This window comes from Methanogenium marinum, from assembly GCF_028912405.1.
GTDB classification, from domain to species: Archaea; Halobacteriota; Methanomicrobia; order Methanomicrobiales; family Methanomicrobiaceae; genus Methanogenium; species Methanogenium marinum.
Map to the genome: position 1 here is coordinate 2,106,426 of NZ_JAKELO010000002.1, position 17,812 is coordinate 2,124,237.

Here is a 17,812-nt window from a genome sequence, read left to right on the forward strand (position 1 = left end):
TAGAATTGGCTTGACAAAGAAGGTATGAGAGATGACGAATCAAACCAAAAGGATTCTGGCTGTTCTAATTGTCCTGTTATTATGCGTAACGGGAGCAACTGCAGCTGGAGAAGGTACGCTATCCGCATCTGATGTCGCCGACGTGGCATTGGGTGAGAGTGGCGTAGTGACGTTTACGTTAACAAATGACTTTGACCCCAAAGTAGGTACGTTGACGTACAGAGTGTATTATGATGAGACAATCGCTACGGCGGCTAGTACAGAAACTATTGTTAATGGAGGTGTTGCGCCGGGAACACTGAATAGTGGGATGACATTTACTCTGTCTACTACTGCTGGTGTTGACAACAACGATGCAGACCTTTTTACTGTTTCTTTCACCTCACCCAAAAATGATGGAAGCCGTATGGATGTTGGCATCGTAGCAAGTGAAGCCTATGATACAACCGGTATGACGGATTATCTGGGTGATATTACCATTGTAAACGGCACCTTCACCACAAAGGATGAAGTGGCTCCGGTCGGGACCATTACAACTCCAACCAATGTCGGTAAAGACTTCAAGATAACAGGTACTATTACCGATGTTGGTGGTATGGGTTCAGCAAGTGCAATCCTTGACGGAACGAACTACCCGCTCGCTCTCACTAATTCGGCCAACGGTGAATACTTGTACACCGCTGATGTATCATGGCCTGAATTTGAGGATGGTATTACGCTGACTGTCAATGCAGTGGATGCAGCAGGAAATGTTGCAGAACCTCTGGCTACGAAAACAATTAATGTTAAAAACATTGGTTTCTCCGACCCTTCACCTGCAGATGGAAGTTACATCAATACTGAACCCTCACCAGTTAAGGTATTCATGTCACAGATTGACACGACTACCGTGGTTATGACTTTGGGCGGTGCCGTTGGCCCGATGGTTATTGATGATGTTTCATTTGTCTCCGGATACGCAATTGGTGACATTGGTCTCCATGGTGATGGTCTATTCTGGGTGAATGTAACCGGTACTGACACAGTTGCAGCAGAAGAGCGCTTCCTCAACTGGACGTATACCGTTGACACATCTGCTCCAACACTTGACGTGGCAATCACTGATTCTGATGGTGACGGATTTATTGAAGCAAATGAAGTCCTGAACTTTGACTGGACAGTAAGTTCTCCAGGTCTCAGTGGATTTAAGAATGTCTCAGTTGTTGAGCCATCCACAGGCAGTGTTCTGTTGTCAAACGGCAATGCGGATAGCAGCGCTACACTAACTATACCCGTTGGAAACCGTGACCTCTCATTCCGTGCATATGACAATGCAGGAAATTATGCAAAATACGATTTCCATCTGTATAACAACTATGTTGTATGGGTAGACTCAACAAAGGTTGGCACAATTGGTGGACTTGATACAGAGTTTACCGCAGCAGTTGACCTTGACCTGACAGCAACCAGTATGGTAGAACTATACAACGGTCGCAGTGTTTTTGCACCCGACATTGGAACTGTCACACGGCAGGTCAAAGAGGTAGGTCAGGTAACAAGTGACACCTATGTCACCGTTGACAACCGTGCTGATGCAACATATGCAGGCACAGACACATACCAGGAACTCTGGGTGTATGACCCTACAGACGTCATTGATTTCGAGATAACTGCTCCTGCAATCACACATGCAAGTGTTATGATGTTTGAGGCAAACGAATCATACCTCAATGAACTCATTGACAGTAAATCAACAAGCAACATCGACTATGAACAACTGATTAAGCAAGCATCCTACATCTTCATTGATGGGGGATGGACACAGATTTCTGTTGAGAAAGATGGTTCATTTATTCAGGAACAGGCATATGGTGAAGCGCTGACAGTATCCGGTGACATTACAACAACGTTGAAGCTCGCTGAAAATCAGGTGGATCTTTCCTCCGGATTCCGCATGAGTGAAGATTGTGTTCCATTTGATGCAACAACCACTCCTGATATCGGTGACTATGCAATTGCAGCAATTGCCTTTGATGGCGACCGTATCGGTGGCATTGCAGTAATGCCGGTAGTTGTCCTTGAGTCAGCAGAAGAAGGTGTGCTCTCCGCTACCAGCATACCTTTAGACGGAACCTTTGATGCAAGTTTCAGTTCCGACTGTAAGTATTTCGGTGTCGCTCTTTACCGTGACACAGTGTATGATGCAACAGCAACTATTGATTTCGCGAATCTTAATTATGACATGGTTACCTTAGACCTCTCAGCAGGTGGGGCGGCCACAGAGAAACTCTGGCATAACATTTATATCACCCCTGGTGCAGGAAAATATGCATATGTTAATGCTGACAATTCGCTGACATTCGATGCTAGCGGTCTTGAAGCAGGCAATTACAAGGCGGTTCTTGCTGGTCTCAGTAACAGTGGCACAGCACAGGCATTCGGTGTTCACGACATTGCGATCGGTTCCAGTCTGAATATCAGTAATATCATCGCCCAGACGGGTACAACTGGTGCATCAGTCACCTGGACGACCAACAATGCAGCAAACAGTACTGTTGAATACGGCCTAACCAGTGCATATGGATATTCTGTATCTGATGCTCAGTTTGTCACTAGACACACCTTGGGTATCAACGGTCTTACGTCCAACACGGTCTATCATTATCGTATAATCTCGGTTGACCCATCCGGAAACAAAGTTATTTCCAGTGATTCTTCCTTCATAACCAAGTCCTCCGGCAGTAGCGGCGGTGGCGGCGGCGGCGGTAGCTACACAAGTCCAGTGGAAGTTACAACGCCATCTGTGAAATTTACCACACTCGGATATCTACAGACAGATTCGAATGGTATAGTCCAGAACCCCGTATTGGTCTCTGCAGCTGATGGCCTCTCATCAATCTATATCGGAGCTGGTGTGAAGGCACTTGATGCCGACGGACAGCCTCTGGATAGTGTGATTATTCAGGGAACTGACGATGTTCCATCAACAGGTTCATTTTCATTTGCTGGTCACGCAGTGGAATTAGGACCATCAGGGGCAACCTTTAGTCCGGGGATTGAGTTAACATTCCAGTTTACAGAAGAAGAGTGGAATAATCTTGGAGCAGGAGAAACATTCGCAATTAAGTGGTTCAATGAAGGAACAGGTGAATGGGAAGCTATTCCAACCACCGTTGATCCTATCAACCATACGGTTGTCGGTGTGATTACCCACTTCAGTACATTTGCTGTCTTCAAAGAAATTGGAGAAATGCCAACTAGTGTTGCAACACAAGCTCCAACAGAAACCCCGGTGCCTACCGAAACTGGTAATGGTGCTCAAACCGGCGGATTCCCATGGGTATGGTTTGTTGTAGTAATTGTGATGGTTGCCATAATTGGCGCTGGATATTACTACATGCAGCAGCAGAAGAAATAATAAATTTAAATTTCTCTTTTTTTCCGTTCAATTTTCATATTATATCGTGGGAATGGTCCAGCACGGACAATGTCTTCGTTCACAGAAAAAATAGATAATAAAAATCACAATTCATTTCTCTCTTTCTTTTCTTGATATCGTGCAAAAAAAAGTTCAGATTGTTTCACCTCTTTTACCGGTATGACCATCTATGACGACCAGACGGACAAGTTATCGACATTTTGAAAATATTGTGAATTTTTTACCGGATCAGATAAATCCGGTATGTGATGGATTCATCAATACAGTAGGAAAATAGTATTAGGACAGATTCACGTCTGAATTTGTGTTCTAATTTTAGAATGAGAAATAGTGATATTTCTCCTGATTCAGTTACAGCGTCAGAGATTATTACTAAAGGATGAGGGGGAATGACAATTTCTTCTTTCCCTGAACCTACTCCATTATCTGTGATAGATTGCAGGAGGGGTGGGGAAACATATGTTCTGTTTCTGTCTCTCTTGTGTTTAATACGATAACAATCGGAAAAATCAGAGTTCTGAAAATGGTCCTGAGCCTTTCATCTTAACGAAATATTTCAATCAGTTTTGAAAATGTAAACTATATATTTTTATATTTTTATGAACAGATGTCTTAATAGTTCTAAAAAATGTTAGATCATATGTAAATAATGATATTCCGTCAATGATATCGCACGAATGCCACTAAAGACAGAGATATCCGTTAAGTATGTAATATCTTATATCAATAAAGATGTGAACAATTTCTCCGGCTGAAGTGATTACTGGCATGCTTATGTCTTTATCACAGAATCCCGTGTTGAATGGCCATACCGAATCTTTTCAAACCTGTATAAACAGACTCTGCTGCTCCCTTTGTGTGTCTATTGGCAGGTAGAGAAATAACAGCAGCATGTATGCTGTCCATCTGAATATTTTCCCCCCCAGGTATTTATGACAAAATCTCCAACAACAGAAGATCTCTACACAGCATTTGGAACAGGAATCTGGTTTCGCGATCTCGTGGGAATACTGGTCTGGTTAGGCATCGCTGTTCTGACAATATATGTACCCTATCTGAATGAAAGTCCGCTAAGAATTGTGTTTGCACTTCCGGTTGTGCTCTTTATTCCGGGATATGCGCTCATTGCGGCACTGTTTCCCGGAAATGAAGAAATTGATACTCTTGAACGAATTGCACTCTCATTTGGATTATCAATAGCGGTGGTGCCGCTGATTGGGCTTGCACTGAATTATACTCCCTGGGGAATACGGCTGGACCCGATCGTCATTTCACTGGTTATCTTCACCGTCCTTATGGTGCTCGCGGCCCACTGCCGGCGTGCACTGCTGGCACCGGAAGAACGGTTTGCCATGCCTGTACAGTCCTGGTGTACGGAAGCAAAGACAGAACTCTTCTCCGAAGACCAGAGTACCCTTGACCGTGCCCTTTCCTACATCCTCATTATTGCAATTGTGGCGGCAGTTGTCACTACCATATACGTAATTGTTGTGCCCAAGGAGGGTGAACATTTCACCGAATTTTATATTCTCGGAGAAGGAGGGATGGCAGCGGATTATCCTGACCGGTTAACCGTGGGGACTCCACAACCGGTGATCATTGGTGTTGGGAATCATGAATTCAGACCAGTAGATTATACCATTGAGGTCTGGGAAATGAATCAGGAATGGATTGCCGAAGAAAACCGTTCTGAAATATATTCTATGGGACTTTTAGACCGGATTCCGGTCTCGGTGCCTCACAATGAGACAACTGAGATTCCCTACAGCTTTACCGTAACCGATGGTGGAACAAATAGAATTCAGTTCCTTCTCTTCACGGATACGGTGCCTGATGATTCAGTCTCAGGGACGGAACGGATCAATGCCTCGTATCGGGACCTTCATCTCTGGGTGGATGTTCGTCCTTCATACGGGTAAAGGTAATTAACATCTCATTTTTTTCCGGTGAGGGAGCGATTCCCTCAATGTTCCACACAGCTCCTGTTCCCGCAGCAAGAATGCACCCGGCAAGACTGCAGGGAGGGCATGGAGCAATTTGACAAATTTTCATGGATTCAGACCGTATTTCTTCGCATGCAGGCATAAACCTGAATTCTCTGAATCTGACGACAACACTCTCTCCTTCTTCTGTCACCTCTACCTCGTCTGCAACATGTATCAAATCACGTTCTGCTTCTGAAATGGCAGTGTAAATATCCGGCATATCATGAGGTATCCTGAGTTTTCCGGAACGTTGGAGATGTGCCATTACCGGCATCCCGGAAGGTACGGAAAAAATACCTCCGCTTTCCGGTTCCGGCACTATTGCTGTAAGATTGGGTTTTGGTATTCTCCGAAAATTTCGCGCAGGATTGAACTGCCGTACCTTGTTTCCATCCGGAATGAAATGTGCGGGCCCTGAAGCTCCCAGTTCTGCTGCAACCCGTGCGTAGCTCTCCATAAGACCTATTGAAAAGAATGAAGCCACATCTGCAGGAATGCCTTCCTCGGGGCGGGTTACCATCAGAAATACTGCACCAAAAAAACAGGCACATGATGCAACAACAAGGGTTGCTGCCGGCAGATCTGTCCTTCCGGTGATATATACCGGAACAATAAGAAATACTGCAATTACAATCAGGAGTATTGGTGCCTGATATTCTTTGGAAATAATGTTATTCATCTGAATTATCCCTCATAGACCGTGATAGTGCTTCTTTCCTGGTATATCCTGAAACAATAAGTATGGTGCAGAGAATTACCAGCCCTGCAATCCACCATCCGGTATGATATACAAACTGAGTAACAATACCAAGGATGGTGAGAGTAATGAATGCTACAATGAGCAATTTTGTGTGTGTTCTCCCTACAATTGCTGCAAAGAGACTGACCTCACATATGACAGCTGCGAAATATGACCCATAGGAAGCTCCATAAACCAACAACTGGCCTACGGCAAGAATATACAGGTCAATATCCCTGTTTTTCCACCAAATCATTATTGAAGCCAACACCGCACTGCCGGGGGTGATAACCTCCCATAAGCCTCCCAATGCAAGAGAACCAATGGCAATAATGATTGCAACACAGATACACCCTGTTCTCCATCGACTGGATATCATTGTATCACCTCAAATGAACGTACGTTAAAGAATTCTGCTTCTTTTCTGATCTCTTCTCTGAATGATTCTTCGGGAAGAAATAGTATTACAGGGCGGTGCAGTGCGTACGCAGATGTTGCCATAGACCATATCTGGCTCAGATCGCCTTTTCCAGTTGTATAACAATGGATTTCTGTGTCCTGGGATGTTGAAAGTATCCGATACATTGTTTCCTCGAATATGATATGGTATGCTGACGTTGCAAATGTCCCGGTGGCCCTCTGTGCTATGGGTGAAAGTGGCATATTCTCTCCTGCATTCCGTATCCCTGCTGCAAGCATTATTGGAGAATATGCCCGATAAAGTGGAATCAGACGTCTTTTTGGATTCAGTATGTCAGACAGTTGATTGAGTATGTCTGCACCCGGAACAATATCCATGACTGCCACAATTTCAGATCCTGACAATACAATCATCAGAGATGAATCCCGACGGTCCAAAATATCTGCTACTCTTTGGATGATCGCTTTTCGTACGCTGGAAAACATATCTTCTGTAACGGCATCTGTATCAATAGGGAGATCAACAATGAGTGTTGCTGTTCCTCCCTCACTTCCGGTGTACTCCCGCACATATGTTTTGCCGTATCTGGCTGTCATTTTCCAGTCAATGGTTTTCATATTGTCCCCATCCTGGTATTCGCGAAATGAGCGTATGCCAGTGCTTTTTATGGGTGTCCTGCGCATTGTCTCCCGGTCGCCGTATCCTCCTGAACATTCATATGGCTGTCCTTTTTCCGGAAATACAAAGAGAGCAGGATTCTGTAGGGAAGATATCCGGACGGGTATGGTAATTGAAAATAAAGCGTCTGAACAGCGGAGTGTGATACCGCCGGGATGGATTGTGCCATGAGCGAGAAGCCGGAAGGAGTATCGCAGGGTGCATGTCCCATTAGCGTCTGAAATGAGATCTGTTGTTTTCCCGGTGATGTCTGTTGCGGAATCCGGGAGAATATCCTCTACTTCCAGTACATAACCGGGTTGAACCTGGCTGGTGAGAGTGTTTGTCATATGGATACGCGTACCGGAGCGTGAAAACCGTTCTTTTGTATGCCTCTCTCCAGTCAGGCTGAGTGCAGCCTTTCGGGCAGCAGAAATGCTGGTATGCAGAGAAAGAAGGAGAAAAAGCCATAGGGCACCTCCTGCAAAGAAAAATGACGGGTCATCGAAGATCCATGCAGATATAATGCATGCTCCACCAAGGAGCACTGTTGCCCTGCAGAGACGGGTTGGCTGCACGTCTCAGGGCACCTCGACAGAATCAAGAATTTGCCGGATAACAGCATTGCTGTTTGTTCCGCTGATCTCTGCCTCGCGTTTGAGAATGATCCTGTGTTGGAGCGCTTTCATGGCTATCATCTTCACATCATCAGGAATCACATAATTTCGACTCTCCAGTACTGCCTTTGCACGGCTTCCCCGGAGAAGAGCAATTGTTCCACGGGTGCTTGAACCCAGTGCAATATCACCATGTTCACGTGTTGCCATGATAATATCACGAATATAAGACAGAATATCCTCTCCGACATGGATATTTTTTACATATTGAATATCATTCAGTATGCCTTCCGGGGAAAAAAGAGGTAACAGAGTTGCTGCAAACTTTTTCCAGTTGAGTGCACCATCCTGTTCACGCCGGACAATCTCAAGTTCTTCCTCCCCGGAGAGGTGTGTTGCATTGACTGAGAACATAAACCGGTCTTTCTGTGCTTCTATAAGAGGAAATGTTCCTTCAAATTCCATGGGGTTTTGTGTTGCAATGGCACAAAACGGACTGGGGAGTCCATATTCGATTCCATCGATTGTTGCCTGTTTTTCAGAGAGTGCCTCGATGAACGCACTCTGCGTTTTCGGAGACATACGGTTTATTTCATCGATTAAAAAGATATTTGTGAAAACCGGGCCTTTTTTCAGTTCAAATTTTTTTTCCTCAGCGTTCCAGAACTGGATACCGATAACATCAGCGGGCTGACTGTCAACAGAGCACTGGAACCGGTTAAATTCACACCCGGAAAGAATTGAGCAGGCCTTTGCAAGTGTTGTCTTGGCCGTGCCCGGCACGCCTTCTATCAGGATATGACCTTCTGAGAGAATAGCAATGATTATCATTTCCATGAGCTCATCATTCCCGACAACCATCCGTTTAATTTCTTTCTGCATCCGGGAATAGTTCTCTGAAATTTGTGTAATTGACTGAGTATTTTTGAATTCTGTCATTCGTCACCCTGTTATACTATTTTTTTAGAGTATTTTCCGTGCATATGCGGCGCAGATTATGCCTGTGATTAGCAGTATGGCTAATATTTTAATAACTGTTGTGCTTTTTGCTCCGGTAACTGCCTGAAGAATACCTTCTGCCATGAATGGCTGTGACGTCACTGTGTCATAGGATGGTGTTGAAGAGGTGACAATATTTGTCCTTAATTGTGTATTATCCCGTTCTGAGACCGTGAAATCCATACTGTTGATCAGTATCCCACTGTCTGCAAGAACAATGATTTCACCCTTATCAATAATCTCATGCGCCATTACCGTTTCTTTTCCTAATTTTTCAGCACCATCTGCTATCCCGTTGTTATTGATGTCAATCCAAGAGATGGATGAGGTTTCAAGAAGTGCTTCTCCGCCGGTCAGGGTTGATGGCTGATTGAGGGCAATGCTCTCAACATCTTCAAGCAGATTGTGCTCTTGTGCCTTGTAGGCGATTACCATGCCGGGGTCATCATATTCCATATCCATGCTTGAAAGGGCAGAATCCTGAATTCTGATAGTACTTCCCGCTGTCTCCAGAATGGAATTGGCTAATTCATTTTTAGCAATTACAATGAGCGTTCCGCCGTTTCTAACAAATTGCCGGATACTGTCTTTGTCCTCATCACTATGCAAATCGTGTGGTTCAACCAGGATGAGCGTATCAGGAGGTGCCCTACGGAGATCTGGATAGGAGGTTATGGCTGTACTGCCGGACCTTTCAAGTTGATCATAGAACGATGTGGTCCCGTTCCATCCATTATTATAACGGGAGAGTTCAGCATCTGTTGAGGAGAGATAACTGAGTATCACAATGCCTGCAAGCACCAGAGCTGCGACTACCAGTATGTTTCCTGTGGTCTGTCTCATTCACCACCTATGCATGTGATAACCTCATCCCACGCTGAAAGAAGTTCATCTCCATCCTGTTGGTCTGTACCGTACACTATTGCTTCATACAGGGTTACAAATACAACTGCCTTTTTCCTGCACATATCATCCAGCTTTGCAGTATACTCACGCATCGTTTCAGATGGACTGCATTCTTGTCCGGAATATTTTTGAATGGCTGCGGTAAATCCTTCTCCCAGTATATGTGCCGCCTCTGCAGATGAAAGAACTGCTCTCTGTGATATATACCTGCTGCGGTATTCCCGAATTGCAACGACTTCTGCCGGTGTGATTTCATTTTTTGTTTCTGATATCTCGGGCAGAGGTTCTGATGGGAGGAACTCTTCTGTTTTGTCAAATATGCTTGTTTCCTTGGGAGATATTACTGTGTTTTTTGGTTTTTCTGATTTATTCCGGCGGCGAAGGATCAGGTATCCTGCACCTGCTGCCGTAACCACGAACAGTATGATATAGAGATACAGGTTGCTCTTGGTAATCGGAACCACTAATTTATTGCTCCTGCACTCACTCACCGGGAACACAGGATCAGAGAATACAGATTGTATCGTATATTCTCCTGGTTCTACTTCGGTTTCATACAAATATTCACCAAAATTGTCGGTATATACAGTTGCATTGTCTTCCGTATCCGGGCCTTTGATATAGAGAGTTACTGGTGCACCTGAGACACACCTGCCTTCAGTTGTCAGCCTTCCGGAAGATGATATTGTGGTGCCGGACACCGAATAATTGAGTGTCAGTATGCCATCCGTCCCCGTGACTGAGACTGGAATAACCGGAGAAAAAACATCTTCTATCCGTGTATAGGCAAGATGTGTGCCTGCATACATTTTTGTGATGGAAATAGGTATGGAATATTCTCCTGTAACATTGCAGGATGAAACGGCGTATTTTATGCTGTCGATATAGAGGGTGACAGGCTCTCCCGTAGGAATGTTTCCTGTCTGTGAATAAAGACCTGTTGCGTTTATTGTATCGCCATATATTCCACCAGGTGGGTCAATTTCAAGGGTCAGTTCTTCCTGTAATTCTATGTTTATATCTGATATGCTGAGAAGCCGTTTTTCCTGAATCTGATCAACTTCATCCATATACTCAGCAAATTCTTCAACCGAAAAATCGGACTGTTCAGAGTATATATTAACTGCCTCACCAGACTTTGCCAATGCAACAGAAGTATTCTGGTAATCTGCAAATTCCTGTTCTAATTTTTGGCGAAGTGCTTCGCCTTCATATGCAATAGAGTACATTTTTTCAGGATTATTTTCATCCTGATACTGGATTTCAAGGTGGTTTAATTCTTCAAATGCGGCTGAATCATTGACCAGTTCTTCAAGATTTCTGAGGTTTTCTGCGTTGTTTTTCCTGAATTCATCAATTTCAGATTCACTCATGTCAAGGTTGATGACGAGATTGTCAAATTGTTTTGATGCCCTGCGGTATTCGGCCAGATTTTCCTCTACATCTTCAACATTGTTTAACCGCACATTCAGAACAATGGACCCGGAAGATCCTATGAACTCCTGCATGAGAGGCATAAGGTCAGCGGTTTTCTCCTGGGAAATCTGTTTCAGGGCGATTGGATTTTTAAACTGACCTGCGCCTTCGACATCTTCTATCGAATAGATTTCAGGTTCTGCTGTGAATGGCATCAGGAGGACTACAAAGATGATTGAAAGTGCGATGAAGATTATTGGACCAGTATATTTTTTCATGAACTAATTATCTCCATTATTTTCTGGAGAACAATAATGCCAAAGAGGATTACGCCTCCTGCTGCAAGATATTTTGAATGTCTGATCATTCTGGGTTCAATAAAAGGTGGGTCGGTCAGTTCAATAATCACGAGCACACCTATTAACCACAGTACAAAGAATATTTCAAGGTTTACCACTTGGGCGAGTGCCATAAATCCAAGGATGATAAGCATCCAGAGGAAGATGGCCAGAAGAGAATACGCCCGTGTTGTGACAACCATTTAATATAATTCTTATCCCGTGGGTGATAAGAATATCGACTAAGATCGGCAGGGTGCAACAAAGCGATATATACTCCGCATGCATATATGGAAATTAGGTGATTATATGGAATTTAAAATGAGAATTCTTGCGGTATTCTGTCTCATTTGTCTTGTGGCAGTTCCGGCATCGGCTTTCACTGCTGAATCCCTTTCTGTTGATGTGCTGGAGAATGGAGATGCGACAGTCGCATTTTCCTACCATCTTGGCTGGCTGGAAAAGATGGGTGTATTTTTGAATATTGCAGATCCTGCGAAAGAATTAAAGAATGCTCTGGAGAGTAATTTTGGCAAAGAGGTTACTGTACAGGAAGTGACATCGAATTCTGCATCATTCCTCGTAGCAGATTATGCACACATGGATAGCGGAGAAAATGGTGTGACATACACAACTCCAATGCTATCATTTGCCAATGCTGAAAAAATTCTTTCCGGCTACTGGTTTGCCCCTCTCCTCTCTGTGGATTTGTCTCCTGCAGTGACGACAATAACGTTCCCTGACGGGTATGTTGAAAATTTCAATGACAATATTGAGATTCCAAGGATCAGTCACACGATATCCATAACCTAATCCTTTTTTTTCTCGTTACATGTTCACGTAATAAGACTCATATCACCAGAGGTAGACTCCTATAATGAGTCGAGATGAGTAAAGGACCTACACCTGCAATGGAGCAGTTTTACGAGATGAAATCCCGGTATCCCGGATGTGTTCTCTTCTTTCAGATGGGGGACTTCTACGAGACGTTTGGTGAGGATGCCGAACTTATCTCACGGGAACTTGATATTACCCTGACATCGCGCGGGAAGGACAAGAATGGAGAGCGTATGCCTCTTGCCGGCGTTCCAATTCATGCAGGTGAGGCATATATTGCCCGCATGGTGAAGAAGGGATATCGTGTGGCTGTCTGTGATCAGGTCGAAGACCCAAAAAAAGCAAAGGGTGTTGTGAAGCGCGATGTCGTCCGGGTCATCACCCCGGGAACGGTTATTGATTCTTCCATGGTTCCTTCTGAAGGGCAGGCATATCTTATGGCAGTCGTTCCCGATGCAAAATACAGCATATTTGGCCTTGCGTTTCTGGACATCACCACCGGTGAGTTTTTTGTTACCACATGCACGGCAGATGACGGAGGGAATGGTCTTCTTTCTGCGGTGGACCGAACCAGCCCGCGGGAGTGCATCCTCCCACAATCGTTGTCTCCCCAGGTGCAACCTCTTCTTGAAGGCCGGGGTATCTCTCTCACACCCCGCGAGGCAGAATATTTTGATCATAATGAGGCATGTTCCCGGTTAGCCCGGCAGTTTGGTGTATCAACCCTGGAAGGATTTGGGTGCAATGATATGGATGAAGCTGTGTCAGCTGCCGGTGCCTGTCTGCGGTATGCAACAGAGACGCAGAAATGTGATCTGGGGCACATCAGTACACTGTATACACGACTGCCTGAGCATGGAATGGTACTTGACGCAATCACGATGCGTAATCTTGAACTGACCAAAAACATTCGTGATGGTGGGAAGGAACATACTCTTCTTTCTGTCCTTGACCGGACGAAGACGGCAATGGGCGGTCGTCTTCTCCGCACGTTCATCACCAGTCCTCTTACTGATATTGAAGAAATTAAGGAACGTCTGGATGCTGTTGAATACTGTCTGAATGAACCACTCCAACGTGAAATAATCAGGGGCAGTCTTCATCGGTTTGCTGATATAGAACGCATTGCCGGAAGAATTGCATATGGAAATGTGGGTCCCCGTGACCTTCTCACCCTTTGTGATTCACTGGAACGGTTACCGGGAATCCGTGATGTTTTGTCTTTGGATGACAGCATTATTCCTTCCCTTCTCTCTGAAATACGGACTGATATCAGGGATCACACCGATCAGGTTTCCCTGATTTCTGCTGCAATTGTTGATGACCCGCCTGTGCTGGCACGGACAGGTGGGGTAATACGGGAAGGGTTCAGTAGTGAACTGGACGAAATCCAGGATATAAGGCGTACCGGTAAAAACTGGATTGCCTCATTCCAACAGCAGGAACGGGACCGTACAGGTATAAAATCACTGAAGATTGGGTATAACAAAGTATTTGGATATTATATTGAAGTGACAAAAGCGAATAGTTCGCTTGTGCCACCGGAGTATCTCAGAAAACAGACTCTTACGAACGGCGAACGGTTCACTCTCCCTGAACTGCAGGAGATGGAGCAGAAGATTGCGCATGCACAAGAGCGTCAGAGTGCTCTTGAAGAAGAACTCTATGCAGGTGTTGTCATCCGTCTGAAAGAGGCTGTTTCTTCCATACAGGCAACTGCACAGGCAATTGCACGCCTTGATCTATTTTCTTCCCTTGCGGATGCTGCTGCTGAAAACACATACACACGTCCTGTTATTGAGGATTCCGGACGCCTTCAGATAACAAACGGCCGTCATCCCGTTGTGGAAGAAACCCTTTCATCCGTTGGATTTGTTCCGAATGATGCTGAACTTGATACGGAGAGTGATCAGATCGTCATTATCACGGGTGCGAATATGGCCGGAAAATCGACCTATATGCGGGAAGTTGCACTGATCAGTATTATGGCACAGATGGGGAGTTTTGTGCCTGCTGACCGTGCGGTTGTTGGTATCATTGACCGTGTCTTTACGCGTGTCGGTGCATTTGATGATCTTGCAAGCGGTCAGTCGACATTCATGGTTGAGATGGTGGAACTGGCAAATATTCTCAATAATGTGACAGAACGAAGCCTTGTTATTCTTGACGAAATCGGCAGGGGTACGTCAACCCTTGACGGGTACTCGATCGCACGTGCTGTCCTTGAATTCCTGCACGGGACGGGAAAACGGGGGCCACGGACTCTGTTTGCAACCCATTTTCATGAAATTGTGGAGGTCGAAGCAGACCTCAAACGAGTGAAAAATTGCCATTTTGCTGTGAAAGAGACCGGGAGTGATGTGGTATTTCTGAGGAAACTGATACCGGGCGCAACAGACAGAAGTTATGGTATTCATGTGGCGCGCCTTGCGGGCATTCCCGGAAAGGTGATACAGAGGGCAGGGGAAGTGCTTGAAACAGAACGGTGCCGTGCACCGGTACCGGAAGGGAAACGTGCCCCACGGTATACCCAGATGTTAATTATGGATGGCCCCGGTGGTGGTTATGCCACCGAAAGCCCGGCTCTCATTGAACTAAAGAACCTGGATCCGGATTCATTGACACCCCGTGAGGCACTGGTAAAGCTCTATGAACTCAAAAAGAAGGTGTAACAGGATTTGTGCTGATGTCTGATAAGAAAGAAACGGGAGTAATCCGCCTGTTAGATGATGAGACGGTCAACACTATCGCTGCCGGTGAAGTGATTGAACGGCCCGCATCTGTGGTGAAAGAACTGGTGGAAAATGCGGTGGATGCTGGTGCGGATACGATAAAAGTTGACATTACTGTTGGCTTGCAGCATATCAGCTCGGTTCAGGTGTCTGATACCGGGTGTGGTATGCATATATCTGATGCAAAGATGTCCTTTATCCGTCATGCAACCAGTAAGATTCGCGGCCCGGATGATCTGGCACGAATTCACACCATGGGTTTCAGAGGTGAGGCACTTGCAAGTATTGCTGCAATATCGCGGGTAACCCTGACAACACGGGCAGATGACGATGATGCGGGGACAGAAATTGTCATTGAAGGAGGAGAGATAATCTCTGTCTCAGATGTTTCAGCACCGCAGGGCACAACAGTGCGGGTGGACAATATTTTCTTTAATACTCCTGCCCGCCGGAAATTTATGAAGTCGCGACAGACAGAACTCCTCCATATTTACCGTGCGGTTGAAGCAGAGGCTTTTGCACACCCGGAGTCTGCATTCCGTCTGAAGGTAAACGGGAAAGAAAAACTCAGGACCCAGCGTACGACGACGATTGCACAGACAATCGGGCAGGTTTTTGGAACTGAGATGTCCCAGAATATTATTCCTCTCAGTGCAGGAACGCCGGTGATGAGAGTGGATGGTGCTATTGTACTCCCGGAGGCATGTCGTCCGAATGCCGGGGAAATACATCTCTGTGTGAATGGACGTCCTGTAACATCACCACAGATTGTGAGAGCCATTCGTGCAGGATATGGCACACTCATTCCAAAGGGCAGGTTCCCTGTGGCGTATCTGAGTATCAAAATAGACACATCGCTTGTTGATGTAAATGTTCATCCTGCAAAAAGGGAAATTCGTCTGAGCCGGGAGAAAGAAATATTCCGTGGTATATCTGACGCCATCAGGGATACACTTCAGACAACTGATCTGATTCATGGTAATACACCCACTGCCTCAACAGACAATCGGGAAATTCAATTGAGCTGGAAAAAAGATATCATCAGCGATATATCCGGCGATATCAGAGAAACACACAAGGCAACTGACCTGACTCGCGGTGACAGGACTGTAGCCTCAACAGACAGCCGGGAAATCCAACTGAGCAGGAAAACAGATATCATCAGTGATATATCCGACGATATCAGAGATTCGCTTCAGACAACTGACCTGGCTCATGGTGATAGGTCTGCAGCCTCAACAGGCAGCCGGGCACCTGCATATCATCATCCCCCAAAATACAATCAGGGGGTTTCTGAGACTATTCCTGAGGTGATTTCTGATATTACCGCGAAATCATCTGGGGACAATAAGCCGGAGATGCTCCATATCAGGTATGCAACCACAGACAAACAGCTTCGTCTCACGAGTAATATGGATGGGGATACCGGCGTTAATCTACTACCATCGATGCGGATAATTGGACAGGTTGCAGATGGCTACATTCTGGCTGCATCGCGTGACAATGATGAACTTTTAATCATCGACCAGCATGCTGCCCACGAGCGTATACTCTATGACCAGTTATGCAGGCGAAGGGATGTCGGTATCCAGAGACAGGAACTATTGGTGCCCCTTGTTGTCGAACTGAATGCGGCAGAAAAACTTGCCCTTTCAGCAAACATCGATATTCTGCTGGAACTGGGTTTTATTGTTGATGAATTCGGGCCTGATGCGTTTGCCGTGAGGGCTGTCCCCATGGTTCTTGGCAAACGGCTGGGAACGGAAATGATCCATGATATTTTTTCTGATTTGATTGTAGAAAGCCGAAAAACCGCTGATGAAAAATCAGAGCGCATCACAGCAACTATTGCATGCAGAGGAGCAATTAAGGCAGGCTCCCCCCTGACACAGGAACAGATGGAACGTCTGGTTCTTCAGTTATCCCACACCAGTGAACCATACACCTGTCCACATGGACGTCCGGTCATTCTCTCCTACTCGCACAAGGAACTCGACCGCATGTTTCACCGTACCTGACCAAGGGGCCACCCTTCTCCCTTTAGATAATTTATTTTTTCTCTCTCTCTCTCTCCGTTTTATTGTTTTAACCTCTGAGACTGCAGAGGTCATGGGTTATACGGAAGACAACCAGACGTTCACCTTCTGTTGTCTTTTCACTAACAATAAATGAGAGAAATCCCTCTTCTGCAAAGAGTTCACGTGTCTCCTGAATGCCTGTCAGGGATGAAACCAACAGAAGCACGCGTCCATACGGGTGAAGTATCCGGTGCAGTCCGGATGCAAACTGGTGTATGACTGCCCTGCCATCCATCCCTCCGTCAAGTGCATACTCCAGCCAGTCGTCTATCCGTTCGTTCTCTGCTGTTGGAAGATAGGGCGGGTTGAATATTATCAGGTCAAAGGGTCCTTTCAGTCCGGCGTAAAGGTCAGTACGTACGACTTCAACACCCATCCCATGGGCCATCCTGCATGCGTGGGGGTTTACATCGGTTGCAACACACCGGGCACGCTCACTGCATGCCTGTGCGATGATGCCGCTTCCTGTCCCGACTTCCAGGACCATGTCACCGTTCCTGATCTCGTTTTTGACCGATGAAAGAAGCAGATAGGTGTCAGCCTCCGGCTGATATACCTGTTCGTGATATTCAGGTGCCTTTTGGTTCATTCTTGCTGTCTCTCTCCATCTACATTGTAGCTTACCTGATAAGGGTTCTTTCCCTGAATAGATTCCATGACAGTTAAACC

At 45.6% G+C, this 17,812-nt stretch carries 13 protein-coding genes; 5 read left to right on the top strand and 8 right to left on the bottom strand.

The window, feature by feature from the left end:
* The first annotated feature begins 31 nt into the window (after nucleotides 1-31).
* Together L0665_RS10430 and L0665_RS10435 are read left to right on the top strand one after the other, a co-directional pair.
* On the top strand, nucleotides 32-3,397 hold the full coding sequence (locus L0665_RS10430; protein ID WP_274925622.1) for a fibronectin type III domain-containing protein: 3,366 nt from the start codon (nucleotides 32-34) through the stop codon (nucleotides 3,395-3,397).
* 953 nt (nucleotides 3,398-4,350) lie between these two features.
* The gene (locus tag L0665_RS10435; RefSeq protein ID WP_274925623.1) at nucleotides 4,351-5,337 is read left to right on the top strand and encodes a DUF1616 domain-containing protein; all 987 of its coding nucleotides are present in this window, start codon (nucleotides 4,351-4,353) and stop codon (nucleotides 5,335-5,337) included.
* On the opposite strand, the gene L0665_RS10440 is transcribed toward L0665_RS10435, so the two are convergent.
* Genes L0665_RS10440 through L0665_RS10470 form a run of 7 tightly spaced genes read right to left on the bottom strand, consistent with a single transcriptional unit; the run spans nucleotide 5,279 to nucleotide 11,699 of the window.
* Nucleotides 5,279-6,082: a DUF7982 domain-containing protein gene (locus L0665_RS10440; protein ID WP_274925624.1), complete on the bottom strand. Its 804-nt coding sequence runs from the start codon at nucleotides 6,080-6,082 to the stop codon at nucleotides 5,279-5,281. The genes L0665_RS10435 and L0665_RS10440 overlap by 59 nt on opposite strands.
* A complete protein-coding gene (locus tag L0665_RS10445) occupies nucleotides 6,075-6,521 on the bottom strand; it encodes a hypothetical protein (protein WP_274925625.1) in 447 nt (148 codons plus the stop codon). The genes L0665_RS10440 and L0665_RS10445 overlap by 8 nt, the downstream gene beginning before the upstream one ends.
* Complete coding sequence (locus tag L0665_RS10450; protein WP_274925626.1) at nucleotides 6,518-7,798, bottom strand: DUF58 domain-containing protein; 1,281 nt, start codon at nucleotides 7,796-7,798, stop codon at nucleotides 6,518-6,520. Before L0665_RS10450 ends, L0665_RS10445 begins: the two co-directional genes overlap by 4 nt.
* Nucleotides 7,799-7,801: 3 nt before the next feature.
* Nucleotides 7,802-8,776: an AAA family ATPase gene (locus L0665_RS10455; RefSeq protein ID WP_274925627.1), complete on the bottom strand. Its 975-nt coding sequence runs from the start codon at nucleotides 8,774-8,776 to the stop codon at nucleotides 7,802-7,804.
* Between the two features lie 24 nt (nucleotides 8,777-8,800).
* Nucleotides 8,801-9,679: a DUF4350 domain-containing protein gene (locus tag L0665_RS10460; protein WP_274925628.1), complete on the bottom strand. Its 879-nt coding sequence runs from the start codon at nucleotides 9,677-9,679 to the stop codon at nucleotides 8,801-8,803.
* The gene (locus tag L0665_RS10465; RefSeq protein ID WP_274925629.1) at nucleotides 9,676-11,436 is read right to left on the bottom strand and encodes a carboxypeptidase-like regulatory domain-containing protein; all 1,761 of its coding nucleotides are present in this window, start codon (nucleotides 11,434-11,436) and stop codon (nucleotides 9,676-9,678) included. Before L0665_RS10465 ends, L0665_RS10460 begins: the two co-directional genes overlap by 4 nt.
* Complete coding sequence (locus tag L0665_RS10470) at nucleotides 11,433-11,699, bottom strand: DUF8044 family membrane protein (protein ID WP_274925630.1); 267 nt, start codon at nucleotides 11,697-11,699, stop codon at nucleotides 11,433-11,435. The genes L0665_RS10465 and L0665_RS10470 overlap by 4 nt, the downstream gene beginning before the upstream one ends.
* 106 nt (nucleotides 11,700-11,805) lie before the next feature.
* Between L0665_RS10470 and L0665_RS10475 the strand changes: the two genes are divergently transcribed.
* The 3 genes from L0665_RS10475 (at nucleotide 11,806) to mutL (ending at nucleotide 17,083) form a co-directional block, all read left to right on the top strand.
* Nucleotides 11,806-12,309: a hypothetical protein gene (locus L0665_RS10475; RefSeq protein ID WP_274925631.1), complete on the top strand. Its 504-nt coding sequence runs from the start codon at nucleotides 11,806-11,808 to the stop codon at nucleotides 12,307-12,309.
* Between the two features lie 74 nt (nucleotides 12,310-12,383).
* Complete coding sequence (mutS, locus tag L0665_RS10480; RefSeq protein ID WP_274925632.1) at nucleotides 12,384-15,005, top strand: DNA mismatch repair protein MutS; 2,622 nt, start codon at nucleotides 12,384-12,386, stop codon at nucleotides 15,003-15,005.
* Between the two features lie 14 nt (nucleotides 15,006-15,019).
* Entirely contained in the window at nucleotides 15,020-17,083 is a 2,064-nt protein-coding gene (mutL, locus tag L0665_RS10485) for a DNA mismatch repair endonuclease MutL (RefSeq protein WP_274925633.1), read from the top strand.
* 67 nt (nucleotides 17,084-17,150) lie between these two features.
* Here the strand turns inward: mutL and L0665_RS10490 are convergent, their stop codons facing one another.
* A complete protein-coding gene (locus L0665_RS10490) occupies nucleotides 17,151-17,732 on the bottom strand; it encodes a HemK2/MTQ2 family protein methyltransferase (protein WP_274925634.1) in 582 nt (193 codons plus the stop codon).
* Between the last annotated feature and the right edge of the window lie 80 nt (nucleotides 17,733-17,812).